Origin of the sequence: Paenibacillus jamilae, assembly GCF_050482105.1 — a bacterium.
GTDB lineage: Bacteria > Bacillota > Bacilli > Paenibacillales > Paenibacillaceae > Paenibacillus > Paenibacillus jamilae_B.
This window is the reverse complement of sequence record NZ_JBCNHI010000011.1, coordinates 109,869-136,652: the sequence shown is the minus strand read 5'-3', so window position 1 is coordinate 136,652 and position 26,784 is coordinate 109,869. Positions and strand designations below refer to the sequence as shown.

Here is a 26,784-nt window from a genome sequence, read left to right as displayed (position 1 = left end):
GATTAAGGTCATCTATTGAATGGTGTATTTGTAAAACTTTTTATCCACTTTCATAACTGGAAAGCCCATTGGCAATTCATCAGGGACAATGCTCACAAATCCATTCTTCTCATAAAATCGATGAGCGGCTACGAATTGCGGTGTTGTTCCAAGATAGATTCCTTCAACAGACCGTTCCTTCGCCCATTCTATGGCATGCTGCAGTAATTGATTCGAAACGTTCAAGGCTTTGCCTCTATAGTTTTGTTTTACAAACATCTTTCTGAGTGCTGTCTTATAGTTTCCGATATCTAGCAACGCAACCGTCCCTACTACGAGTCCTTCACTAAGAGCCACCCAGAAGTTGCCGTTATCATGCTGATAGAAGTTTTCAATATCAAGCAGATCAGGCTGGTCTGCTTGAGTGATGGCGATATTATATTCGTTTTGTTGAATATGTAAAATTAAATCGACAACTTGCGATTGATACCCAGTTGTGTACTCTTGTAAAAGGATGCTATTTATCATCGCTGTATTCTCCTATTATCGTCAATTTTGATGCCATAAGCTTCTTATCAAAACACAGAGATAACTTTCTACGCATATCTCCTTATTCGTGCACCGTACGTACATGGTATTAAATAACTCAACCTCCGCAACTAAACTGAGCTTCCAATCTATACAGGCGATGATTTGGAACCTTGTCTAGGTGCGAACGTTGAGTTAATTATAGATTTCACTATATCAAAATTTCTATTTTATGCTTGGAGCTGTTCAAGAATTTGTGGGTCCTTGATCTTCTGATCCTCAGCCAACAATGCTATTTTGGATAGAATCTCGGCTGTTCTTGGATCTTCATCCAGAAACGGCAGGAAGATGCGCCCACGATGCTGCGAATGCACTGGAATAATATGCAGTGCCCCCTTTGCTTGCTTGTAGACACCCCCGCTTCCAAGATGTACCGCATACTCGCCAAGATTCCCATCTATACGTGCATAATTCCCATCTAAGCGTACATTGCTAATTTTCAGCAGACGAAGTGATTCCTGCACAATGACCTTGCGCATTTCAACGGTTGTCAGACTAGCTTCCGGATCAACGCCGCCTACATGAGCAACACTGACGACCAGATCGACGTCCCGCATAACTTCAGAGAACAGAACAGGTGGAACTTCCTCCAAAGGCACGCTCTTATATGTTGTCCGATCAAAGAACTGCACGGTCTCCAGTGTAGGAGCCTCAGTATCCGCTGGTGAGAACCAGTCGGCCATAGCATACAGGTTCGCAATCAAATTCTCGGCATAGTACACCTTCTGGAGTCCGTCTTCATAGCTGACTGTCCATTGGCGACTTTTTAGTAAAGATACCGTTTTATTCGGCTGTACCTGATGTCCCGCATACCGACGGGAAACTGTTGCGTTGGCACGTTCATCAGCATTTAGCAGGTACAGCTCACGGAACACTTGCTTAAATGGCTGGCGAATCTGACGGTCGAATAGGTCCTTCTGGAACTCGCTCCAACGACCACTTTCGTATAAATGAAGTGGATGTGCGATAATCAGCTTATCCTCTTCTCCAATAGTATGCTGTTCAGCAGAAGGAGCAGTCAACACCAACGTATCCCCGTCAAAATATCCGAGGTGATCACCAGCTTTGAAAACCAGTGTCCGCACCAGTGGAGCAAGCACAGGATTGCCTAGTAATCCTCTTAATTCCTTCACCATAAAGGTTGTACCAGACTCCATAGAGCGTTCCAATTCTTTGCGGGCTCTGCGATATTGGTCTACCAGATCTCCTTTAAGGTCCTTCAACGCCGTGACATACTCATCCTTCTTGAAACGAGCCGGAATGGATTTCAGCGTCTTCCCTTTGCTGACAATCTCAATATCTGCCGTTCCTTCATCATCAATGACGAGTTGTATCGTTGTAGTCTCATCCAAGGCATGGGGCTCAAAATAAGACCGGAGGTCATCCAGCTTACGAGCTTCCATATCCCAGACGAGACGGGTTACGTCATCATAACCTGCGTTACGTGCCAAATTCCCGAGCGCAATCCGCGAAACCAGTGCCTCACTAGCCTTCCGCTGTGCTCCGAATTTTTTGCTTTGTTCCAGAAACTTCTGGATAAAATCATAACGTTCACGGACATCTGGTTCAGGCGGATTTGCCAGTGGAATCAGACTGTAGGTCAACAAATGGTCTTTGTTTCGCTTGTCTTCCACTGACTTTTCCATTTCACTTCGTTTCAGCTTACCCAGCGTTGCATCCGCAAACAACTGGGAGCGACGATGGTTGGCACCAGCCGAAATATACTTGGCACAATCGTACAGCAGATCAAATCGTTCCTCGCCCAGCGTCTCATAGGCCTCATGAAACCAGTGAATATCAAAGGCACCATCATTAAAATCCTGCGGAGCTATCGGTGAATAATGAGCTACAATCGTTTCCTTCTCAGCCGAAAAGCCTTCATTGATATGCGCATGGAAGTACCATGCTGCACTGCGAAGTCCTTCCCATCCGAGATAGCCTGCTACAATTTCAATCCACTGCGGGGCATACATTGCCGCCTCTAGCAGACGTTTATCTGTAATTTTAGTGTTCTTCAGCTTCTCCTTGAGTAATGCAGCATCCTCGCCCTCACTTGGATAACATGCCTTGAGCAAGTGGCTGAACGATTCTTTTTTGGTAATACGATCACCGTAGCCATACACATAACCACGTACGAACGTTTCCTTGTCGAGACCCTCCAGAATACGGATAAAATAATCCATGCCTTCAATCCGGCTCAGACCCATTACCTTTGGCGTGGCTTCGGTAGGCAAATCGCCTCGAACCAGTTCAACCTCCAGCAGTCGATCAATAACCGTACGACGTATCTCCAAAAATTCTGGCTTGCTGGAAATCCATGTATTGCGGGCATTGGTTAAGGTGCTCATATGGCTTCTGCTTTCACTACCGGCCAGCAGTTCCCGATACACTTCACCTACACCAATCAGCCCTTTTTCATAGGCTTTGAAGTGATCCTCCAGATCCAGCGGAGAATAAAAACGATTGTCCATGCCTGGCCATTCTGCGTAGTTCACGAAGGTATGGAAAAAGCGCTTAAAGGACTCATTATCATGGACTCGCCCTTTCTCCAATGCCACCCACGGGCCGGACAATAAATGAAACATTCCCATATCCTCTACAGGTCTATCCTTAGGCATGCTCTGCATTAGTGAATTGAAGGCAAGGTCGATTGCGTCAAATGTTTCGGCTCCGGCTGTGTCCATAAAATAAGCATTAATTAATGTGCTTACCTGATCGGAATAGGTCAGCTCTGCCATCCACTTTTGAACCTCGTTAATCCGCTCTAAAGGATACATTTGTTCGGCGAAGTCTTTACGCCACCCTTCCAGCAGCTTGTGCTTGCCTCGTTCTGAATAGCCAAAGTTAAATGAGAAATATCGATAGTAGCGATCCAACGTTCGGTCCATTGGTTCCAATCGATCATAAAAAACAAGCTCCAGCAGTTCACGCGCTTCTATGCCGCTTTCCTGCAAATAACGGTCCCACTCCTCGTAAAGAGGATATAAAGACAGCCTGGAATCTACTTCTTCATCGACCTGAGCCAGCCGCAGAGGGCGAAGATTTGTCCCAACTAGCAATGTATCTTTGTAGCCTGAATAATACTCCGCAGTATATTCCACATCACGATGATGATGAACAAGCTCATCCAGTCCACTCAAGAACTGCTTGAGCTTCTCCAATGGACTAGCAAAAACATCGGCCATTTGGAAATCACCCAGATCAACCTTCTCTTCCAACCAAGCTTCCTTGACATTCGGATCGTACAGGCCAAAGCCGTTTGTCCCTGTATAAGCATCCTCCTGTCCCAGCTTGGACAGCAGTTGCTCCTCTTTGGCGGTGGGTTGCTGAATGATATCCGCTAAAGCCCGCAGGCTTTCATACTGCTCGGCACGATCCGGGTCTGCATATATCTTCGTCAATATTTCCAGTCCACCCAATCGTTGCAGTTCCGCCTTCGCACGAAGCAAGCGTTCCAAAGAGCCAGCAAGCGGCTCTTCCGCTTGTGAAAGCAACACACCGATGACACTTTGTCGCAACGAGCCTGTCTTGAGCTTTAATAAGGCTTCCATTTGCTGCATTTCTGGTTCCGACAGCTTCAGCTTACGTGCCTTGGCCACAGCGAACTCACGGATACTCATGCTTTTGTCTGACAAGCTGGAAAAGATAAAATCACGCTGTACCGTATTCTCAGGGTTCTGCACAAAATGATTCAATATCTCGCCGCGCAGATTAGGGCTAATCTGATCCTTTAAGGCTATAATTTCCCCAATCCAGGAAGCGTCCATATCATAACCAGTGAGATAGAGCATTTTTTGAATAGGTGCATCCGAGCGGTGATACAGATTTACATAATCCAGCACCTTGGAGGGCTCGGTAGACTCACCCTTTTTCATATGTACAAACAAGTTATGAAGTCGTTCAAAATCCTTACGACGCTCTTCTTCGCTCTCCAGCAAAGGAGTGCGCGCCACTTTAACGATTCGATCCGCGACCGTCCCTCCTTCTACCCATTCATAAAAATAATCGGTTGTATAGTTCGTGAGTATCCAATAGCAAAGCTCGGGGTCCGTCTCATCCAGATATTCTCTTGCAACTCCGAGGCGCAAATCCTTGTTTTTAGTATTAGACAGTACATACTGAGCTACAATCTTCTGGTAAGCTGCCCCGTGCTCCATAAGTTGGCGAACCTGTCCATACAAGTCACGTTCCTCATGCACTGCTGTAGCCCACAAGCTCATATACAGTTCGTTAGCATTTGAGCTCGTCAGCCATTCCTGGCGCAGTTCAGTGCGAGTTAATGCTTCATATGCCTGCTCGATCAGCTGGCGAACGACCCGCTGATTGGCAGATTCCAAGCCCATGCCCGTCCACACTGCAAGCGCCCGTACTACCGAACTGTATCGAATGAAGCCTTGGTCGATGATCACCTTTAACAGATAAATAAGAGCCTTAGGAGTTCCTTCATCCATTTGCTCCACAATGCTTTGGCGTAATCCCTCTTGAAGCTTGGCCGCTGTCAGCAGCTCGCCAATCATGTGATAATTCTCTTCTTGATGGCTCAGCAGCATACCTTTAATCATATTGCGCGTCAGTAGCGCTGCCTGATTATCCCCATAAATAATGGCTTTTAGCGCCTCAAGCACCTGTGAATTGCCGTTGTCTAGCTCGTAAGCAATCCAATCCCCAATCGTTTCCTGAACCCGGTAATCCCTGCCTAGTTCATAATCCTTTTTCGTTAAATAATCCATTATAGAGAATCCGATACAGCCCATTCGGATCAACTGCACCATTTTTTTATACACCCGGGAGGTATGAGCGGTAATATCCGAAGTGCGAAACGGTCTGCGCTCATACCCGGTACTGTATGGGTATTCAGTCACATGCTCTGTTAGATGTGCGAACACATCGCTGGCTGTTTGTCCAATGAGAGCACGCAGTACCTCTGTCAGTGGCTTGAACAGCGGTTCTCCGCTTTCTGCCGCCCGTTCTTTCAGTATTTGCTGACATTTGATAAAAGGCTCCTCGACCTCTTGTATGTAATGAAGCTTACCCAGTTCTACAACGTACTGAGCCAACTCCTGTTGTTGTCCACCCAGTTGCGCAGCGCGCTCTTTCAGTGTGGCGAAATATTCTTGCTCATTGTTCTCCTGATGCATATTTCGTCTCCTCCTCTACCATAGGCCTCCAGCCAACATTGTGAAACGTATAAATACAATCTCATCCCCTGCATGAAGTGACAAAGGAGCGTCCAGTTCAATCGCTTCCTCATCACATACAAAAACCCTATATAAACCATCCTCAAAGGCCTGCATCGCCGTGTTCACGGCAGCCTCAATATTAGGAACACCATCATTATATATGGAACCGAATCCAACTTTGCCTGTCTCACCTTGTGCCTGAACTTCCTCTCCCGTAAGGAACGGAATCAACGCGACACTCTCCTGCTTTTCCCGTAGCTTTTGAACATTCAGGATAACGGTTGTAGTAATCAAATCTCGCAATGTTTCTGGAGTAGGATTCAGCTCTATTTCCTGTTGTGCGAGTGCGGGCTTGCGCTTTCCCAAACTTTTTACAGTTACAAACAGCTTCATATCGTTTCCCTTCCTTTTTTATTGACGCTTTTGACCCGTTGTCAGCTGAATTTCTCGATCCTCCTACAAACATCGCTTATAAAACATAAAACGAATGTTTGTTCGTATATTTATTTTAATATGTTCCTTATCATTACTCCATCACCCTTTATGACCAAAATTCACAGTGCTGTAATACACTAAAATCTTAAAAAATAAGACTTTGTACCCTGATTTCGATGAAATTTATCCATATTAAGGATGAAAAAGAAAAAGACCTGCACAAGGAAAGCCATCTGCTCTTCACAGACTTCACTCCATTGTACAGGCCAAATATCATCATAAAATAATGTTTCAATACTTATTTATTTTAAAATGCTGGAACCACGCTATCCTTGTAATTATCCTCAAAAAATTTGCGTACTTCCGGTCCGGTCATTCGTTTTGCCAGCTTTTGAATGGCATCGGAATCTGCATTATCCTTGCGCGCTACCAAATTAATGGCGAAGTGCGTATCATCTTTTTCGGTAATCAGCGCGTCCTTCTTCGGTGTCAGACCGAGTGGCTTGGCATATGCAGGATACATGGCAGCCATGTCCACATCATCCAGTGACCGCGCCAGCATCAACAAATCTACTTCTTTAAATACAAACTTTTTCTTATTTTCAATAATATCAGCCTGTGTAGCATTATAGCCTACGCCTTCTTTAAGCTTGATCAAACCGTTTTGCTCCATCATTACCAAAGAGCGTCCGGTATTGGCCGGGTCATTGGCGATAGCAATCGTGGCACCTTCGGGCAGGTCTTTAATGTTCTTGTATTTTTTGGAGTACGCGCCATAAATGGCGTTGTAAATCGGTTTTACCGCTACCAAATCAGACTTGTTGCTTTCATTATATTGTTGCATAAACGGAGCATGCTGGAAGAAGTTCGCGTCCACTTCATGGCTTGCCAATGCGTTGTTCGGTTGGATATTGTCTGACAGCACGACGATTTCCAAATTCACTCCGTCTTGCTTGAGCAGTGGCTTCACGATATCCAGCACATCTGTCATCGGCGGGATTAGCGTGGCTACTTTCAAGGTCACTTCTTTTTGGGCTGCTGCTTCTTTAGTTGTTGTTTCTTGTGTAGCCTGCTTTTGACCACCACATCCGGCAACCAGCAGCATAACCACTGCAAATAGTGTAAGTAATTTCAAGTTCGTTTTCATGTTGTTTTTCCGACTCATTCGATGATGAACCTCCAAATTAGTTGTGATTGGAAAGATAAAATATGAGTTACAGTGGGAGATTGAGCCGCTTCGCGTGCAGATTGTTCTTCCGATCGCTGTTGAAATGGGATTCTCTCTGATTTATAACACAGTTTATAGGTTAGAATCCCATTTCAAAGGCGAACGCTGACGCTTCTCCAGAACAATTCTGCCCGCTCCGCTTTTGAGGCACTGTAAGGTCATTTTTATTTCCCATAGTGGGTGTTGCAAGTGAATTGCCATACAACCTGCCGTTTACCGCTTGTCGATCCGGCGGGATATGGTGCTTCCGGTGAACTGGATCGTTTGTACGAAAACAATCATGACGACGATGGTGAACGCCATCAAGCCTGTTTCAAACCGCTGGTAACCATAGCGGATGGCAAAATCGCCTACCCCGCCGCCGCCCACAATACCCATCACCGTGGAGTAGGAGATGAAGCTAATGGTGGATGTGGTCAAACCCAGTACAAGTCCGGAACGGGCTTCCACGTATAGAAATTTAAAAATAAGCTGGAGAGTGGATGCTCCCATAGATGTAGCGGCTTCAATCACACCCTTAGGCACCTCAAGCAACGATTGCTCCACCAGCCTGGAATAATAGGCGATGGCTACCACTGACAAGGGAACCGTAGCAGCCATCGTCCCCAGCGCCGTACCTACCACCAGCCGTGTAAATGGAATCATAAACACCACGAGCAGCAAAAACGGAAACGAGCGGATAACATTGACTAGACTGTTCAGTATGGTGAAGAGCAGCCGATTTTCATATTTTTGCCCTTTACCGCACAAATATAAAATCGTACCTGCCGGAAGCCCTAACAGCACAGCTGCTGCGATAGAAATCCCCACCATGATAAACGTCTCTCCAATGGCCTTCCATATCTCTGACTGATACTGCGCAATGATGCTCAACGTCTCATTCATCAGCTTCACCTGCTTCCGCTGTTGAACCTACCATAGGGTCAGCTACATGTTTCGTTGAAAGTAAACGCCCGTCCCGCATTTCGGATACACGGGTACAAATATTGCGAACCACGTCCATATCGTGCGTGACGATTACAATGGTAACTCCTAGTTCACGGTTAATCTCCCTTAACACGCCCAGAATATCGGCGGTCGTCTGGGGATCAAGCGCCGAGGTCGGCTCATCACAAAGCAGCACCGCAGGACGATTCGCCAGTGCTCTGGCAATCGCCACACGTTGCTTTTGGCCTCCGCTCAGCTGTGCCGGATACTGTTCCGCCTTATCCGCTAAACCGACGAATTGCAGGCATTCGCGCACGCGTTCCGCTCTCTCTTTTTTCACGACACCTGCCAGCTCCAACGGCATTGCTACATTTCCACTTACCGTCCGATTGTGAACAAGATGATAATGCTGAAAAATCATCCCTATGGATCGTCGTGCCTCACGGAGACGTTTTTCCGACATGTCAGTCAGATCTTCCCCATTTACAACCACGTTTCCCTCATCCGGCCTTTCCAATACATTCATCAACCGGAGCAACGTAGACTTGCCGGCACCGCTGGCACCTATGATACCGTGAATTTCCCCCTCCTCCACTTGAAGGGACACGGATTGAACCGCATGAAATGGGCCGCTTGAGGTGGTATAATGCTTGTTTACCTGATGCAGCGTAATCATGAAACTTGGCCTCCTGATGATCCATTACTGCGGGAAAATGTAATAAGCCCGCCAGCCCAGGCGGGTCTGTCGAGCCGTCAATTCCCATTGCATTAATATACCACAGAGCAGAAATCGGGCAAAGCCTTTTGGCAACAATTAACGTACATCCGATACCCCTATATAAGGAAAGCAGTTCCCAAGTCCCCAAGCCAGCAGCAGCATCCCCACAAAATAAAAAATAAATATAATATCTACAGCCGAATAGCCAATCGCATAATAATACGTGCGCTTGGTTTCGTTAGCAAAACCCTTGGCTTCCATAGCAATAGCAATGCGCTGAGCACGCCGGATACTTTGAGCAAGTAGCGGAATGGCGTACCTGCGGAGCGTGGCATACATATTCCATTTGGACACATGCTGATGCAAACCTCGAATACGATGGGCATGTCTCAAAGCCTGGAATTCCTCCACCATCATTGGCATCAAGCGCATGGCTGCCAAAAAGCTGTATGCATACTTTGGAGGAAGCCTCCATTGCTGCATCAGTGAATAAAAAAGGCTCACTGGACGAGTCGTTAGGCCAAACAGCAATCCTACTGCGGCCATACTCAGTGCACGAAAGCCCAGATGCATGCCTCGGTAAAAGCTTTCCTGCGTAATATGGATCAGCCCCCATGTCCACCAGGTCGTCACTCCCTTGCCGAACATCATCATACCTGTTGAGGTTGAAATAAACACCAATATAAAGGGCGATCCGTACAGCAACAGCCGCTTCCAAGGATGGCCTGACCAGACAAGCAGTAGCAGCATAGCACATGCAACATTAAACATAACGTTCGGATCATGGATGACTATAACGATCACAAACAGCAGGGAAAACATCACGAGCTTTAGACCCGGATTCACACGATGCAGCCATGTTTCATGATGAGGAAAGGACAGACTCATACTGTAGTTCCCCTTTCTGAATCCGCCATATATCGGTACAATATCGACGGACAATTTCCGGGTCATGCGTAACCATCACAATGACTGTACCTGCCGCTCTCAGCTGCTCCAACATATCCAGCATGACAAAGGTATTACGCGCATCCTGCCCAAAGGTCGGTTCGTCCAGCAGCAGCACTTTCGGCTCCCGGATCATAGCCGTAGCAATACTCAACCGCCTTTTTTGACCCAGCGAGAGCTGATACGGATGGCGTTCATCCAGCCGCTTCAATCCGAACTGCATAAGCATTCGATCCACTCGTTCTCTACACTGTTCAGCTGTAAACAGACTCTTGGGTAACGAATATTCCAGTTCACTTCGCACGGTGTTCGCTACAAATTGCAGCTCTGGATTTTGAAACGCGAACCCGATTTGCTCAGCCAGTTGCTCCGTGTTGCCTGCCTCAGCTCCGCACACGTGATAATACCCCTGCGTGTGAAGTAAACGCATCATAGAGAGCAGAAGCGAGCTTTTGCCTGCCCCGTTTTCACCGACCACGCCAATCCAGTCGCCAGGCTTCACCTGTGCTTGCTCCACATTAATGACTGAGTTCAAACCCCGAAGTCCGCTAAAATGTTCCAGCTTTATAACATCCGTTGTACGTGCCAAGGTCGACGGGCTATCCGCAAGCAACGCACCATTCTGCTGTGTCATAGGTTCATTCCAACGTGGTGAAGACGATTCATCCCATATCCCCGGATACCATACGCCATACTCGGATAATGCCTGCCGATGCACATGAAATACTTCTTCCGCCCTTCCGTCCGCAATGATTTCTCCTTGGGCAGAGAGCACCACAATCCGATCCACATCCTGCACAATTTCATTGATTTTATGCTCTACGATCACCAGTGTCTGATCTGCCGAGATGTTGCGAATGGTATCCCATACCTGTGTAGTGCCCTCCTCGTCCAACAAGGCTGTCGGCTCATCCAGAAAAAGCACTTCCGGCTCCATAGCCAGCACAGATGCAATCGCCAGCCGCTGTTTCATTCCCTGTGACATGCTGCCAATGGGCATATGTATATCATCCGTGGATAGACCAACCTGCATTAGCAGCTTGCGGATACGGGATGGCATCTGCTCCCTTGGAATCTGTTTATTTTCCAATACAAAAGCCAGTTCCTCATCTGCATATGACATACAAAACTGCGTGTCAGGATCTTGAAATACAATACCAGAGAGACTCGGGATCACGGCAGCATCGCATTTCATAGGCACCTCTATCGTGCGTGGAATCAGACCGCTTAGCACCTGAAGCAACGTTGATTTGCCACATCCGCTTGGCCCCAGCAGCAGCAGCTTTTCCCCTTTGCGGACAGATAAGGACATATTGTGGAAAAGCAACTCTTGCTCGCCAGGAAATTTCAACCGAAGACGGGTGATTGAAGCCGCCACATCTTCGTTGGCCGGGCTCATCAATCCAGCCCCCTATAATCTTGTTCCGTTGCCGGTCTCAAGCTTCGCGTAACTCCGGTTACTTCCAATGCCTTAGCCAGATAAAAGGCGAATATGCCAGCAATCACAATACTGCCAATCATCCGAAATCCAATATACAAAACATAGTTCCAGGTCGATAGCTGATCAATATACCCGTAGCTGAAGTCTAAAATCAAAGAAGTGATAGCTGCCCCAGCCGCAGCTAGTGAGGCTACCCACAGGTTTGCATTCCGATACAGATAAATCGCAAAGAAGAGTTCCGCTCCCAATCCTTGCAGCAGACCATAGTACAAGGTGGACATGCCCCATTCGCTTCCCAAAAAAGCACTGACTGTTGCAGCGGCTACTTCTGCCAAAATCGCGACTCCCGGCTTGCGCAGGATGAGATAAGCGAACGTGCCAGCCATAAACCACATGCCATACATCAATTGCTCAGCGTGTAGACCGAATGGTTTCATCAAATCATAGACAGGCCCCCATATTTTGTAGACCAGCCCGAACACCACGGAGATTACAATCGTGACCAAAACATCTGTCAGCTTCAACCCTTTGGACGCTCTTACATTCATGTTCATTGTTGATACGCTCCCCTTTTTCTTTAAAATAGGCCTTAAGCCCATAAAAAAAAGCCTGTCCGGAGCTGAATCTCCAGGCAAGCTTTATGCGCAGTCATAAAATGATCACCATACTTTATCAGTTGTCGATCTATCCCATATAGTACAGCAGTCTACTGCACTGAAACCAAGCCAAAGTCAGGTACAGAACAAGACACGCTTGTCCGTCTGCAACTTTTTACAAACTGTAGCTCATTAACTTGATATTAGGATATGAAACGCATCCATCGACTAGCCGCCAATATTAGGCGGTATTCCTGTTTCTTGTATAGTGTTCTAGGTTTCTCTACGCTGGCATTACCCAGATCAGATTTCACGGTCGGCGGCAAGGGCCACCCTCTCAGCCTGACTATCTCAAGCTCCCGACAATGCTTTTTAATTCACTATAATATATACCACATCCATGGCTTTGACAATCCTATAATCCGAAGAAACGTTTAGCCGTTTCCGTCGTCGCAATTTCAATCTCCATCATGCTGCGGCCTGTGCACTCGGCAATCGTAGCGGCGATGTGAGCGAGATACACTGGCTCATTACGCCCTTCTTTGGGCTTTACGGGCAAATTACGCGGGGTCAAAAATGGAGCGTCCGTTTCAATCATCAACCGGTCCAATGGAATATCCCTGACCAGCTCCCGCAAATGCTTACCGCGCCGTTCATCACAGATCCAGCCCGTAATACCGATGTACAGTCCCAGCTCCACATACGTATGCAATTCCTGTGCAGTGCCGGTAAAACAATGCACCACCGCTTTATCAACAAGCCCCTGATGCTCTCGCAACATAGCGACAAAGTCCTCATGCGCATCTCGTTCATGCAGGAATAACGGCATATGCAGCTCCCCCGCCAGTTGAATCTGCTCTCCAAACCATCGGCGCTGTACATCACGTGGAGAAAAATCACGGTTATAATCCAACCCGCATTCCCCTATGGATACGACCTGCGGCTGAGCCGCAAGTTGGCGGAGCTGCTGAATCGTATCTGTGCTGCAACTTTTGGCATCATGGGGATGCACGCCAGCCGTCGTGTACAGTTTACCCGGATAACGAGCCGCATACTGAGCAGCCTCCCGACTGCTGCGAACACTGGTTCCGGTAATAATCAACGGTGTAATTCCTGCAGCCGCTGCTCTCTCTACCACCTGTTCCCGATCTGCATGAAACGAACGGTGCATCAAGTTCACACCAATATCAATCAACGGTGTACCCCTATCCATCTCAATCCCTCCTTCGCAAACTACAATCTCGGATCAATCGGCTCTGATTCCAGAGATAGCGCGGCCAGGACGCATTCATGAATATGATCCACCGTATCCTTGCGGACAAAACGTTCTACGCCCTCCATACCAAGCGCTCCTTCCATCAGGGCATGACGCTCCTTTTTGTTCGTTCGACGCTGCTTCAGACGCTTCAAATTCTCAGGGGCAAGATAATCCATACCGTAAATGATGTGCAAATACTTCCGGCCTCTCACCTTGATTGCAGGCTGAATCATCTTGTCCCGATTTTTCATCAAAAAGCGTTCCGGCTTGATTACAATGCCCTCATGACCATCCTCCGTCATCTCGTTCCACCAGCGGATAACTTCTTCCTCGCTTGCTTCGTCCGTGATGACACGATACTCTGTTTCTATAAACAGCGAGGAAAGCCCTGCCAGCTCACGGTTTTGCTCCATATGCCAAATATGAGATTGGTCAAAAAAAGTCCGGCCGCTATGTGCCAACGTATGAAATGGTGCAATACGAATCTCATCCAGACCGTCTACATCCCAGCAATATTTTTGAAAAGCCTCTTGGAACGTTACAGCATTCGCATATTTCCGTTCCATTTCCTCCAGCCAGTCTCCAACCTCCCGGCCTGCGACCTTCGCTTGCTTTAGCTTGTCTACCAGCTTGCTGCGATCCAGTAGAGCTGCTTCACCCACATGCGCATATTGTGCAGCAATCAGTTCCCGAGCCTTGAGATTCCACGGTACAATTTCCGCATCCAGCAATACAAAATCTGTCTGGTTCCGCTCAAAATATCCGTTAGTCCGTAGATCCGCATTCAGCTTTTCCAGCACCTGCTTTCCAAGAACTGATTCAAAGAAAGGTCGTCCGCTTCGGCTATAGATCGTGCCTAATGTCGGGTAGCCTACATACTCGACGGCTGCCTGCTCATTTTTGAATAATAGCAAAATCGCCCGGCTACCCATATGCTTTTTCTCCGCTACCATTGTTTGTACGCCTTGACCGCGATAATAAGCCAGCGCCTCACGCGGATGCTCCAGATAACCTTCCTTTGCGGAAACCACGGGAGCAGGGCTCATCGTCGGCGGAATGTACACCAGTTCCTCCATCGGTACTGTCACATGTGACACGGTATCTATAGCGGATTTGACCCAATCTCTTTGTACACGCACTTCACCATACGAATCCGTCAGCACACTGTAACCAGCGATGAGTTTACGTAAATTCGGCGGGGAAAACCGTTTCCTCTGCCACCGGACAAGCGGGCTATCGGGGTCATTCGCATAATTCTCATGAGCCGGAACGCTGACAAATTCCTTTTCCGGATAACGATAAGCGGTCAGCATACCGCCAAATACCACACCTTGATCAATATTCACCGTCTGGTTCACAATCGTAGGCTGCGGTCTCGGATCATGTCCCCATACTACTATTTCTCCCGATTCATGGTCTACGAACCAATCTTTGCGGATTGGTTTTCCGTCTGCATCCTGTCCTTCCGTATCTCCATAACGACAATAATCAGAAATACGTGCCGACTGCTTACCAATAAAATGATCCTTAATCCCGGCATGAGTCACAACCAGGTGTCGCAACCCATTTCTGCCGAAAATAAGATGAGAGGGTGCATGTAGCAGAAAATCTCTCAGCTCGCTTCTAAGCTGTTCCGCTGCTACCTTGCCCGCTTGGAGCTCATATTGGGCCAGTTCCTCTGCGAATCGTTCATCTCCATGATTAAGAGTCACCTTTCTCCCATCAAGGTAACGACCGATTTTCCAGCCATGATTGCTGTCAATCATGTAGGCCAGTCCGGCATCCACATGCTTTTTCCAGAACTGCACCGCTAATAACGATGCTGGACCACGGCTCATCACATCCCCGACGGATACCAGTCTTCTGCCATCTGGATGATGGTATAGCCCTTCCGTATCCTCTATATATCCCAGTTGCTCTATCACTTCCAGCATCTCCCGGTAGCACCCGTGAATGTCACCAACGATATCAATGCCTGCACCTATATCATAAAACAACGGCTGAGCACGGCGGACAAAGTTTATTTTTTCTACATCCTTGAGGATATGGCAAGCATTAAAGCCTTCCTCCCGGATGCCGCGCAGGTTCCGCTTTAACAGCTGTGCCTGCTGCTTAACTCGTTGGCGGCCACGCGGATGCTCCCTGCCTGAATCACGTTCCAGCAGCACAGGTTCGGGCACATCCAGCACCAAAGCCATCACAGGAACATGCGCTTTGGCTGCCAGCTGTACATATTTCTGGCGGTCTTCAGCATACAAATGGGTGGCATCCACGACCGTCAGCTTATTCAGACGACAGCGCATAGCCAGAATGGTATCCATTGCCTCAAACGCTTTGGCTGACATCTGCTGATACTCATAGAACAACACATCCGATTCCAGCCTAGGAAGTCCGCGCCAATCGATAAATTCTGTATCTCCCACCAGCTGGCGAAAATGATCCGAGGATACCACTTCCGTTTTCAATAGAATCCCTTCGCTCACCAGCCTGTCCAGCAAAGTGGTTTTGCCACTATTCGAGGCCCCTACCAACACAACCAGTCCAGTGTGCGGTAGATTAATCGTTCGTTCAGATGAAATGCTCATGAATTCTGCGGCTCCTTTCTGCGCGTAAATACAGCCATTTGGGTCGGTTGTCCAAAGCCTTCGACCTCTTCTCCGATCCCTTCCAGCGCTAATGAATAGGGAGCTTCCTCAATCCATTGCTCGCATCGTTCACGAAACTCGCTTCTGCTCCATTCAAAACGGTGATCGCCATGCCTCAGCTCTTGCTGATCCATACGATACACTTCATTATATTCGCGATTGGGAGTCGTCACGATCAGCACACCCGGCTGATATTCTGTCACAATCGTATTCATCACCCGGTTAAGACGGTGCTCATCCACATGCTCAATGACCTCACACAGGATCATCACATCTTTTCCCCGCAATTGTTCATCATAATAAAAGAGAGAGCCCATCATAGGTGTAGGGCGAATTGCGTCGGCATGCCTTTCCAGCTTGGCAAAACGCTCCACAGCCCTCACCTGTGCGTATGCAGACGGCTCCACCGCCCAAATTTCTTCAATGCCCTTCATTCGAGCCATCCGAGCCGAAAGCTTTCCTTCCCCTGAACCAAAATCTACGATTTTCTGTCTTCGAGGCAGCTTGCGAATCACATCCATAATGGCTTGGTACCGCAGCTCATTTAGCCGCACTACAGGCTGTTGCTTCCCTTCCTCCAGTGACTGCTCTTGCTGCTGATCCTGTTCGTGATTTTGCTTTCGTTCTTGGATCGCATGTTTCTCGGTCCGTGTAGCAGCAGAATCAGTTTGCTCGAATTGCTCAATCAGATTGGTAAAATGAAGCGTGCGTCGAATGATGAGCTCGTGCATCGGATGCTCTTGCAGCCAGCCTTCGCCGTAACGTCTCAGCTTGTCAAACTCTTCTTCACTAATATAATAGTGCTTATAATTATCCAACACTGGAATTAACAGCAATAATTGACGCAGCGCATATTGCACCGTCTGATGGCCACTTAGCGTGACATATCTGACGGTGCTTCGATTTTTCAGCTGAAAAGAATAATCTGCTTCACCTCGTTCGATGGTCACTTGATAGCCCAGCGGCGCAAATAGTCCCTCCACCACAGCATCCGGCAAATCCGACGCAACAGGCCCAAACGATAACTCCAGCGCAAAAGGATGCGTCACCCATGCTGCATAGTCTTCCTTGGGTTTGCCGTTCAGGGCCGTGCCAAGCGCACCACGAATATAGGTACAGAACAAGCTGCTGGTTACAAACTCCCGGTCATTAATATATTGTGTAATGTCATAGCTATCCGGACTGTTTTTGACCAAATCTATTGAATCTGGTGAAGCCTGAATGACGATTTCTGCCTCTTCCTCTGTAAAAGTGGTGTACACCATGCGTACACGTGCACCCTTTTCCGTGCGATCATACGTATTGTAAGGGTTCTTGGCGAGCAAATGCGAAATCATCCCGGCATTGTTTCCGGTTGCTTTTAGCGTGATGTGCATACTCCACTTCTCCTTCCCTGCTTATGTTTTCCATACTTCATTCACCGCAGCGCGGAACATCTCGTCCAATTGCTGATCCCGTCCGCCCTCCATATGCTGAAGCAAAGGCGCCTTCTGTTCAAAATAAGCAATTTGCTGTTCAATAAAGTCATTCACCACCGAAAGCTGCGGCTCCATATCCAGCTCCTCACCCGCTTTTTTACGCTCCAGCAAAAGCTCGATCACCTGATAAAGTTCGGTATCTACTGGAATGAATTCCGTTAGCAAGTCTACGAATTCGATAGGAGGCATACTGTTGTAACGTTCAATCCAGCCACAGGCCAGCAGCGGACGCAGCACGTAAAAATATTTTTTGATTTTTACCTGTTCACCTTGCAAATAGTCCCGATAATTTCCCCGTGCCATATTCAGATAGTGATACATACAGGACTTCGGAGAGAAGGTTAACGGCGAGATTGCCCGGATCTGATCGGCCACTGAATATTGCTCCAGATAGGGAATCGGAGATTGCAGCCATTCCAGCAAAGGCGGATTGGATTTGCGAAACAAATGGAGAGCTTTTTTCAAATCCCAACCGTTTATATCCAGCAAATCGCTGATTGGTCGCTCAATCACATCCCGCTTATCAAAAATTGATAAATACCATTCTATGGGTCTTACATAAATAAATCGTACATCATAGTCACTGTCCTGTGAAGGAAACCCCCATGCCCGACTGCCTGATTCACAGGCATATACAATGCGCACCTGCTCCTCCTGCTCCAACGCGCGTAACTCACGCAAAATCGTTTCGCGCATTTCCGGTTGAATGAAACCCTGCTCTTGCTTCACATCTGCCATGTTGTTCCCTCCCTTATCCTTAAAGTATTTCCCGAATCTGTTCTCTAATCGATTCCTCCGTTTCAGCTGTCGCTGTCGATAAGCAGTGAAGGCGCTCTGTCGTTGCCTCTCCCCACAGCTCAGAGGGCCATTCCTTGAGTACATGAAGCGCTGCACGGCGATTGGAGGTCACCGGACTCCAAAGTCCGGCAGCAACGAGCTCTTGTCCCATTCCTTTGAAAGAAGACAATAGTTGCAGCAGCATACCTAGACATTGATGCGCTTCATACTCTGGTCCAAAGCCCGGTACATCAGCAGGACCGGAAGCAATCTCTCCCAGAGGCAGGTGCTTTTCTGCAAATGCCACCAGCTTACATGCCCGTTGTTCATCCTCTGTCTTGCTAAGTTCAAAGTACAGATTAGGCTTGACTGGGTGTTTGCTTAATTGATCAAATAGCACGGGCCATACATCTAGTGCTAGCATTCGAGCTGCGCGAATGGCACAGTGAAGATGCGGTGAATCTGCTTGATGTAGTTCCTGCTCTACCAGCTTCACCCACTGCGGATCGTCCATCATCTGCTGGCATATCGACGCATAACGTTTACGTAATTCCGGCGTCCATTCATGCACATAACGTGCCTCCCATGAATCGTCTTCTTCATCGAGGAAGTCCGCAATATCCATGATGATCGTAAGATGCTTCACAGTCGTACACATAGTCTTAGCATGACGAAGGTAGTTGCCTATGACCATAGCGGCATGCTCATAATCGTCTATACTTTCCGCAGGTCCGCCTGCCGCCAGCAAAGCCGACAGTATATCGCCTGCTCCGTCAAACAACTCCCGATCAATATGCGGTACAGCGATGGCTGTATGCAGCTCGCCTTTATGAGCGCACTCATAAGCAAGATACTCATACATGACATTGTTGCGAAATCCTTCCCGTAATAACCAATCACGTATTTCCTGCCGCGCAGGCTCCAGCCGTTCCACGACGTGAATCCGCCCCCAACCGTGTACCTGTGAGGCTAATTTATATAACTGCTCATTGGCCTGCTCCGAAATATTACGGATAGCTACAGCCGCATATAGCGTGAATTCATCATGTTTTGCTAGCATTAAAATAAGCTCGTGGTGTTGATCCGTCTCCAGCAATCCCAGCAATGCAATACCGAACTTTACCACATTGCGATGTGCTCCGTGTTCAGCCAGCCAACGTGCTTCCCCATACAATCGATCCGGCTGAATTGCTTGATGCTCACGCACCGCATCAAGCAGCGGATCAATCAGGCTGAGCGCATTTTCCTCCATCAAGCGTATATACGTCTCACGCCTTGTCTTCATCCCTGGCTTGCGGCATTGTCTGGACAACAACTGCGCCAGGTCCTTAATCTTATCAGTCTCTTCATCTCCGCCAGCGCCGTGATGTCCAAACGCTCCATCCAGCCCTCCTGCCACCCAACGCATCGTATGACCTGCCCAATATTCCTCATCATCCGGCAAATGATCATCCGTAAGCCTGCCCTGAGAGTCCAATCCCTGCTTAATCGTTTCATAAATCGAAAGCTTACCTACCCATGGATATAACACTTCATTTTTAAATCGTCCAAACATGGTGCCTCACCCTTCTGTTATGTATTGCTTTTTACTTATCGTGCTACCTTATATCCCTATAATCCTTTATTTTGGAAGTCATGAACATGGTGAAAGTATTACAAGGATGAATAAATTACCTTTTTCCTGCATCTCTTCCCTGTTAGAATAAAGGGATACTTATTTTCGGAGAACGGCTACAGAAACGGGGAATGCATCATGGCGAAAGAGAGTTTTGATAAAGAAATTCAGTTCCTGCGTATGCTCACACTAACCAGTGGCGCTTATAATCGGCAGCAATTTGCAGACAGACTTGGCATTTCGGTACATACCTTTGATAAGACGATTCGGCGCCTCAAGGAAATTGTCCAATCCGTACAACAGCAGCTGCCTGCGGAACAGGGACATGATTTTAATGAGATGCTGCGTTTTAATTATTACGAATCCGCTGATCCATTATTGTTATTCCTGTTTCGGGCCAAATCGCTCAAGGAATCGGAAAGTGTCCGTTTATCCCTTCTGCTGACAGCGCTACAGTCACAACCTATGACCACCATGGAACTGTTGGACGCTTGCTGCAATGGGTTGCCTTCCGACAGTGCACTGCCAGATGAAAAAACAATCCGTTCTGATCTGAAATATCTGGTCGAAGTCGGCGTAGTTCGTAAGGAGCCTGGCGGCAGACCCTATCGCTATGCTGTCCGTAACGATTTGGTGACAGAACTGACGGACGAGGAATTACTGGACTTATATGATTTTGTGGATATTATGGCCAACACCCAGCTCCCCTCTGTGCAGGGATATCTGTTGCGTGATCATCTAAAAAAAGCCATGCGCCGTCAGTTCGGAGATCGGGAGATGGCAGAGCCTTTTTTATATAAATACCATTATTATTCACGCATTCTGGACGAAGCCCATATTCACCCGCTTTTACATGCCATTCGGCAACGTCGCTGCGTAACCTTTTTATATTTTTCGACATCCAAACGAAGCATGTACGGGTCACAAAACACAAATCCATTGTATGAAAAAGAGACCGAAGGCCGTGAACATACCATTCTGCCCCTGCAAGTCATCTATGATCATCAATACGGACGTTGGTATGTGCTAGGTCATGTGGGCGGCAAAGGAATTATGAAGTTTCGTATGGAGGGCATGACTCAATTGGTGGAGGGCAAGCCTGTCCCAGAGCAGCTTTATGCCGACCTGTTAGCCGTATTGGAAGAAAAAATGCGGTACAGCTGGCTTGTTGATACAGGGCGTCCCGTGAAGATAAGGGTACGATTTTTTAATCCCGAGGGTGCGAAGCGCAACTTTATTCGGGAACGTGTGCTGTCACAGGGACAGTGGGGTACGATTACGGAGGAAGAAAGTGAATCCTTTATCTATGAAATCACAGTGAATGGAATCACTGAGATTAAACCGTGGATTCGCAGCTTTGGATCAAGCTGTGAGGTGTTGGAACCCCAGCGGCTGCGTAGGGAATTCAGACAGGAATGGAAGGAGCTGCAAGCCTATTATGAGCCTGTTCGAGAAAATATTTAACTATCAGATCGTCTCACGGTTGGATGAATCGGGCGCTTTTGCTACTACATCGCAGGAAAGAGTCTGGCTTAAGTCCATGCTTGCAGACTCGGCAGCGACAGAGGCTTTTACCCCATCTACACTTGATAAGCTTCGGCAATTACTTGCTGACGACGAGCCATTGGAGGCCGATGGCAGCCTGCGCGAAAAGGCAGGAGTTCCTGCTGCCTCGATTTATCACCCACTCCTGCGTGAATTGCGTTCCATTCTGCGATCCCGCTCCGGCATCTGTATAACCTACAAACTGCGCAACGGTCGCCTGCATGAGCGAATGTCCGGCTTTCCCTATAAGCTGGAGTTTTCCATGGTCAAAAAAGAATGGAGTCTGCTATGGTATAATCGCCGCCATCGCGCATTCATGTCTACTAAACTATCCAACATCGTAACCGTTACGGAGAATGAGATTCTACCTGAAGAAGCCGAGAAGTTTACCCAACGTATACTCGGTATACTGGAGTCACGCAAAGAACAGGGCATCATTGAAATTATTCCTGTATACAACGGCGAAATGTCTCGTATATTATATGCCTTTTCCTGTTTTGAAAAGGAGGTCGAATATGATCAGGAAGCAGATACCTATCGTATTACACTCACTTTCCAGGCAGACGAGTGTGAATATGTGCTATCCAAAATCCGCTTCCTCGGCAAACGCGTCAAGGTCGTTCAAGGCTCTCGCTTAATTTCGCGAATGAAGGAAACAACAGCCAAGGCCCTCGCACGGTACGAAGAGGAATAACTGCTAAAGAAAATAAAGGACGTATTCACGCAAAGGCCCTCCCTCCGTCTGTTAATGAGACGAAAGGAGGGCCGTATTAAACTACAGTACATTTAAACGAAACGAGGTCATGCACTCACATCCGCATACGTCTGCTGTAACAAGCTGGTCCGTAATGCTAGTTACGGCAAGGCTTGTCCACGTGCACTGACATACAATTGATACCATTCCTCACGGGTCATCAGCTCGCTCTGGCGTTCTGCATCCTGACATGCTTGGATTCGTTCAGGATTGGCGCTGCCAATGACAGGCTGAATCCGTGCCGGATGCTTCATAAGCCAGCCCAGGACGATCGCTTCGCGTGTCGTCCCCTTTTCAGAGGCCAGCTTCTGCACCAGTTCTGCCGTCTTACGGATATGCTCAGGTTTTCCTTCCAGAGAACCTCCGCTAAAACGCCCCTGCGCCAGCGGTCCCCAAGCCTGGAGCTGAATATCCTCGGTTTGGCAATATTCCAGCAAACCTTCGCCAAAATGTACATTCGTCCCCGCCTGCTGGTTCACGTGTACGGTCTGATCTATAAAATGCAGATGTGCCAGACTCATCTCCAGTTGGTTAACAATCAGTGGCTCCGTCGGGCTACGCTCCAAAAAGCGAATTTGGCTTACATTCATATTGGAAACGCCAAAATGCCGTACTTTGCCGGATGTCTTAAGCTCGTCGAACGCCTTCGCTACTTCTTCCGGCTCTACCAGCGGATCAGGGCGGTGCAGCAGCAGAATGTCCAAATATTCAGTACCCAGACGCTTCAGGATACCGTCTACGGACTCCATAATATGATCATATGAGAAATCGAAACGACCCGGGAGCGTACCATCCGGCAGAAAAATGCCGCATTTGGATTGAATGACGATCTGTTCGCGCAAGCCTGGCTGTCCCTTTAAAATCCTACCAAAAATTTCTTCTGCTTTTCCCATACGATAGATATCCGCATGATCGAACATCGTAATTCCGATGGATTGTGCAGCTTCTACAGCTCTCTCTGCTTCAACGACATGCTCCTGCGTAAACGGTGCATGGCTCCATTCTCCACCAAAAGGCATGCAACCGAGCACCAGCCGGCTATCGGAGATTTCACGTTTCTGTAAAGGCATAATCTTCATGCTGCTCCTCCTTAAATTCTCATCATATTCCTTGTTTCATCAACATCTGAATAGTCCATGAAACCGTTATCACACATCTAGTTTACTACTTACTTACGTTCGTGTATCACTTTGGCCTCATTCTGCGTCTTTTTATCCGAATATCCCCATACTCAGATAACGCTCTCCGGTATCCGGGGCAATACAGAGTACCCGTTTGCCTGCTCCCAAACGCCGAGCTTCCTGAATGGCCGTCCATATTGTAGCTCCGCTGGAGGGCCCCACGAGAATCCCTTCCTGAGCAGCAATCGCCCGTGTCACAGCAATCGCATCCTCATCGGAAACCTGTATGATTTCGTCATACACCTCCGTATTCAGCACAGCGGGAACAAAGCCCGGACTCGTTCCCACCAGCTTATGCGGACCGGGTTTTCCTCCGGACAGGACGGGCGAACCCTTAGGCTCGACTACAACAATTCGCAAATCCGGCAAATGCTGGCGCAGCACTTCACCTGTCCCCGTAATGGTCCCACCCGTTCCCGAAGAAGCGACGAACACATCCAGCTTGCCCTCCGTCTGCTCTAAAATTTCAAGTGCTGTGGTTGTACGGTGGATATCGGGGTTGGCCTCATTTTCAAACTGATGTGGGATAAAACTCCCTTCAATTTCTGTCCCCAGTTCAAGAGCTTTGCGAATCGCTCCTGGCATCCGTTCTTCCGCTGGTGTCAGTACGACCTCAGCCCCGTAGGCTTTTAAAATATTGATCCGTTCCTTCGTCATATTCGAAGGCATCACCAAAATTGCACGGTAACCTCGAGCAGCCGCATTCATCGCAAGCCCAATCCCCGTGTTGCCACTGGTCGGTTCAATAATGGTGCCTCCCGGCTTTAGATGCCCCGCCTTTTCCGCCTCGGCAATCAGATTGCCAGCCGCCCGATCTTTGACACTGCCGCTTGGATTAAAATACTCCAGCTTCACATACACTTCCGCATCCTGAGGTCCTGTGAGCCGTTGCAGCCGCACACAAGGCGTATCTCCGATTAAATCCGTAATACTATGTACCACTTTAAGTGTCATCGTTATATCCTCCCTGGATCATTCCTTACAACGTCATATCCTGTCTTCCTATCATACTACCAAAATAACATACTTGGCTCCCCTCAGCCTGCCTCTATTGTAAATTATACAAACCTTATCAGCTTAGTATGTAAAATTCTTGCAAAATGGGTCGCCAGATTTCGTCTGGAATGATATACTCGCATTACTATTTTTTCAGGAGGATACAAGAAACTTATGAGTACTCAAGAAAATATGACAGCTGATCGCTTTCCCCCCTCCTTGCTATGGTTGACCCTTGGCGCCTTTGCCATCGGCATGACCGAATTCGTTATTATGGGACTATTGCCCAATGTAGCCCATGATCTTCATGTTACGATTCCGCAAGCCGGGCAGTTAATCACCAGTTACGCGCTTGGGGTGGCCATTGGTGCCCCAGTGCTTACCGTATTAACCCATAAGGTTCCGCAAAAAAAGCTGCTATGTCTGCTGATGTCCATATTCATTTTAGGGAATCTTTTTTCCGTCATTGCTCCTAACTACGAGCTGCTAATTGCCGCCCGTATGGCTACTGCGTTATCGCACGGAACCTTCCTGGGAGCCGGTTCTCTGATTGCGGCCCGGCTGGTTCGTCCTGATAAGCGGGCAGGAGCCATCTCTATGGTGCTGACCGGATTGACCGTGGCGAACATTATTGGCGTGCCCTTTGGCACCTTTATCGGACAGCAGCTCGGCTGGCGTGCTTCCTTTGGAGCCATCGTTGTGATCGGCTTGATTTCTCTCTTCGGTATCATTCGATATATTCCGGTGATTCATCAGGACAAGCCGTCCAGTCTCAAACAAGAAGTCAAAAGCCTGTTTAATCCAAAAGTGCTGCTGATGCTGCTCACAGGTGCAGTTGGCTGTGGTAGCTTGTTCACTGTCTTTACGTACATTACGCCTTTGCTTACGGATATTACCGGCTTTGCCGAACACAGCATTACCTGGATTCTGGTCCTGTTCGGCCTAGGCGTCACAATCGGCAACATCGTTGGCGGCAAGCTCGCAGATTGGAAGCTGCTGCCCTCCTTGATCGCAAACTATGCTGTTTTGGCCATTATTTTAGCCATACTGACGTTTACGCTTCAAAACAAGGTACTGGCCGTTATCACTGTCTTCATTTGGGGAATTGCCGCATTCGGCATCATGCCGGGGATTCAGGTTCGCATCATGAATCTGGCCTATGAGGCTCCTTTGCTGGCCTCAACCTCCAGTCATTCCGCATTGAATCTGGGCAACGCAGGCGGCGCTTTTGTTGGGGGAGTCGTGATTAATCAAATGGGATTGTCCGCCATTCCATGGGTCGCATCGCTGATTACTGTCGGCGGTGTGCTACTGATGCTGGTCAGCTATATAATGGATCGCAAGGCGACTCATACTGAAGCAGTACCGGAGATACAATCATAAGAAAAGGGACTTTCGTTCATTTGAGCGAGAGTCCCTTTTTATGTTCTAATCCACACATCCTGCCTCACCCGCTCACTTTAACCAGTGATCAAAAAAGTCTCGGTATCCCCGCTTCATTACCTGACTCGAAAACTGTTCCATGGCGTATACCTGATTCTCCATAGAAACACGGCGAGGTGAGGCGGCAGCCATATTGACTAGCTCAAACCAATTTTTCTCATTCCCTGAAAAGGAATGCGTAGAGCTGATGTGCCCATAGCAAGGATGCTCGGGCTTCACGACGATTTTCCCCATCGCGAGCGCTTCGGTCAGCGGCATCGCGAACGTATCGAATTTGGAGCAACTCCAATACACCTTCGCCGTGTTCATCAGTGCGAACACCTCGTCTTGCGTCAATGCAAATTGAAGTTTTACATTGTCCGGGATGTCATACTTCTTCATGCTTTCCTTATAGCGTTCACCGCCAAACACCATATAGACATCCTTGTCGGGATTATGCCGTGCGTACTCCAGTACCAGATCCGGACGCCGATTCTCCTCATCTCTACCAATCCACATCACCCGGTTCTCCACCACTTGTGAGGGATCAAAATGCTTTTCCACCAGCCGCTCATTAAATCCGATCGGGATCACTGTCACATCGGTGACGCCAAACTTTGAGGCCATCTCCTGCTTGAGAAAGGCAGTCTGTACGATAGCCTTGTCCACAATCTGATAAAAAGGCTTCATCATCTCATAGCCTGTCAGTGCCGGATCTGGAAAACTATGTGGAAAGAGTACGCTGTTCTTAAAAAACATGTTCAAATAAGTAAAGCCGGATACCGTATAAATAACATGCTCAATCTGCTGCTCATGCAGTTGGTCCAGTACAATGTCATAATTGACCAGGTCACCCTTTTCGTGCTCATAGCCTGGAAGCCAGTCATGGCTGCTTACATGGCGCTCCGGTGATACAAATACGATATCTACTCCCAGTTCCAAACCGATCTGCTTCAGACGTTCTGCAAAAATACGAGGACCCTGTGCTTCAGCAAATTGTATTTTTCTCATAACCAAACCGACTTTTTTCATGGATTTATTTCCCTACCTTCTTTGGCTAACTATATAGAATC

20 protein-coding genes are annotated in these 26,784 nt (G+C 47.9%); 3 read left to right on the top strand and 17 right to left on the bottom strand.

The window, feature by feature from the left end; genetic code table 11:
• Positions 1-12: 12 nt before the first annotated feature.
• The 14 genes from ABEW32_RS08075 to ABEW32_RS08010 form a co-directional block, all read right to left on the bottom strand.
• Positions 13-507 carry a GNAT family N-acetyltransferase gene (locus ABEW32_RS08075; protein WP_430186393.1) on the bottom strand — a complete coding sequence of 165 codons (495 nt, stop codon included), beginning with the start codon at positions 505-507 and terminating at the stop codon, positions 13-15.
• Positions 508-737: 230 nt separating this feature from the next.
• Positions 738-5,705 (bottom strand): DUF4132 domain-containing protein, encoded by a 4,968-nt coding sequence (locus tag ABEW32_RS08070; protein WP_430186391.1) that lies wholly within the window; start codon positions 5,703-5,705, stop codon positions 738-740.
• A 15-nt stretch (positions 5,706-5,720) separates the two neighbouring features.
• On the bottom strand, positions 5,721-6,140 hold the full coding sequence (locus tag ABEW32_RS08065) for a hypothetical protein (RefSeq protein WP_430186389.1): 420 nt from the start codon (positions 6,138-6,140) through the stop codon (positions 5,721-5,723).
• Positions 6,141-6,489: 349 nt separating this feature from the next.
• Entirely contained in the window at positions 6,490-7,347 is an 858-nt protein-coding gene (locus ABEW32_RS08060) for a MetQ/NlpA family ABC transporter substrate-binding protein (protein WP_430186387.1), read from the bottom strand.
• 276 nt (positions 7,348-7,623) lie between these two features.
• Entirely contained in the window at positions 7,624-8,295 is a 672-nt protein-coding gene (locus ABEW32_RS08055; protein ID WP_430186385.1) for a methionine ABC transporter permease, read from the bottom strand.
• A complete protein-coding gene (locus tag ABEW32_RS08050) occupies positions 8,288-9,013 on the bottom strand; it encodes a methionine ABC transporter ATP-binding protein (protein WP_430186383.1) in 726 nt (241 codons plus the stop codon). Before ABEW32_RS08050 ends, ABEW32_RS08055 begins: the two co-directional genes overlap by 8 nt.
• A gap of 138 nt (positions 9,014-9,151) precedes the next feature.
• Positions 9,152-9,943 (bottom strand): energy-coupling factor transporter transmembrane component T family protein, encoded by a 792-nt coding sequence (locus tag ABEW32_RS08045; RefSeq protein WP_430186381.1) that lies wholly within the window; start codon positions 9,941-9,943, stop codon positions 9,152-9,154.
• The gene (locus ABEW32_RS08040) at positions 9,918-11,402 is read right to left on the bottom strand and encodes an ABC transporter ATP-binding protein (RefSeq protein ID WP_430186379.1); all 1,485 of its coding nucleotides are present in this window, start codon (positions 11,400-11,402) and stop codon (positions 9,918-9,920) included. The genes ABEW32_RS08045 and ABEW32_RS08040 overlap by 26 nt, the downstream gene beginning before the upstream one ends.
• Positions 11,402-11,998 (bottom strand): ECF transporter S component, encoded by a 597-nt coding sequence (locus ABEW32_RS08035; RefSeq protein ID WP_430186377.1) that lies wholly within the window; start codon positions 11,996-11,998, stop codon positions 11,402-11,404. Before ABEW32_RS08035 ends, ABEW32_RS08040 begins: the two co-directional genes overlap by 1 nt.
• Positions 11,999-12,455: 457 nt before the next feature.
• On the bottom strand, positions 12,456-13,253 hold the full coding sequence (locus tag ABEW32_RS08030) for a TatD family hydrolase (RefSeq protein ID WP_430186375.1): 798 nt from the start codon (positions 13,251-13,253) through the stop codon (positions 12,456-12,458).
• A gap of 20 nt (positions 13,254-13,273) precedes the next feature.
• Complete coding sequence (locus ABEW32_RS08025) at positions 13,274-15,883, bottom strand: polynucleotide kinase-phosphatase (protein ID WP_430186373.1); 2,610 nt, start codon at positions 15,881-15,883, stop codon at positions 13,274-13,276.
• Positions 15,880-17,319: a 3' terminal RNA ribose 2'-O-methyltransferase Hen1 gene (locus tag ABEW32_RS08020; RefSeq protein WP_430186371.1), complete on the bottom strand. Its 1,440-nt coding sequence runs from the start codon at positions 17,317-17,319 to the stop codon at positions 15,880-15,882. The genes ABEW32_RS08025 and ABEW32_RS08020 overlap by 4 nt, the downstream gene beginning before the upstream one ends.
• 21 nt (positions 17,320-17,340) lie before the next feature.
• The gene (locus tag ABEW32_RS08015; protein WP_430186369.1) at positions 17,341-18,159 is read right to left on the bottom strand and encodes a nucleotidyltransferase domain-containing protein; all 819 of its coding nucleotides are present in this window, start codon (positions 18,157-18,159) and stop codon (positions 17,341-17,343) included.
• Positions 18,160-18,178: 19 nt separating this feature from the next.
• Entirely contained in the window at positions 18,179-19,729 is a 1,551-nt protein-coding gene (locus tag ABEW32_RS08010) for a limonene hydroxylase (RefSeq protein WP_430186367.1), read from the bottom strand.
• Positions 19,730-19,951: 222 nt separating this feature from the next.
• Here ABEW32_RS08010 and ABEW32_RS08005 point away from each other — a divergent pair, with 222 nt between their 5' ends.
• Positions 19,952-21,277 (top strand): helix-turn-helix transcriptional regulator, encoded by a 1,326-nt coding sequence (locus ABEW32_RS08005; RefSeq protein WP_430186365.1) that lies wholly within the window; start codon positions 19,952-19,954, stop codon positions 21,275-21,277.
• Complete coding sequence (locus ABEW32_RS08000) at positions 21,252-22,052, top strand: WYL domain-containing protein (protein ID WP_430186363.1); 801 nt, start codon at positions 21,252-21,254, stop codon at positions 22,050-22,052. The genes ABEW32_RS08005 and ABEW32_RS08000 overlap by 26 nt, the downstream gene beginning before the upstream one ends.
• A gap of 161 nt (positions 22,053-22,213) precedes the next feature.
• On the opposite strand, the gene ABEW32_RS07995 is transcribed toward ABEW32_RS08000, so the two are convergent.
• Both ABEW32_RS07995 and cysK read right to left on the bottom strand, forming a co-directional pair.
• The gene (locus ABEW32_RS07995) at positions 22,214-23,191 is read right to left on the bottom strand and encodes an aldo/keto reductase (protein ID WP_430186361.1); all 978 of its coding nucleotides are present in this window, start codon (positions 23,189-23,191) and stop codon (positions 22,214-22,216) included.
• A gap of 132 nt (positions 23,192-23,323) precedes the next feature.
• Entirely contained in the window at positions 23,324-24,247 is a 924-nt protein-coding gene (cysK, locus tag ABEW32_RS07990) for a cysteine synthase A (RefSeq protein ID WP_430186359.1), read from the bottom strand.
• Positions 24,248-24,463: 216 nt separating this feature from the next.
• On the opposite strand from cysK, the gene ABEW32_RS07985 reads away from it, so the two are divergent.
• Positions 24,464-25,672 carry an MFS transporter gene (locus ABEW32_RS07985; RefSeq protein WP_430186357.1) on the top strand — a complete coding sequence of 403 codons (1,209 nt, stop codon included), beginning with the start codon at positions 24,464-24,466 and terminating at the stop codon, positions 25,670-25,672.
• A 72-nt stretch (positions 25,673-25,744) separates the two neighbouring features.
• Here ABEW32_RS07985 and ABEW32_RS07980 read toward each other — a convergent pair whose 3' ends face one another.
• A complete protein-coding gene (locus ABEW32_RS07980; RefSeq protein ID WP_430186355.1) occupies positions 25,745-26,743 on the bottom strand; it encodes a glycosyltransferase in 999 nt (332 codons plus the stop codon).
• Positions 26,744-26,784 lie beyond the last annotated feature (41 nt).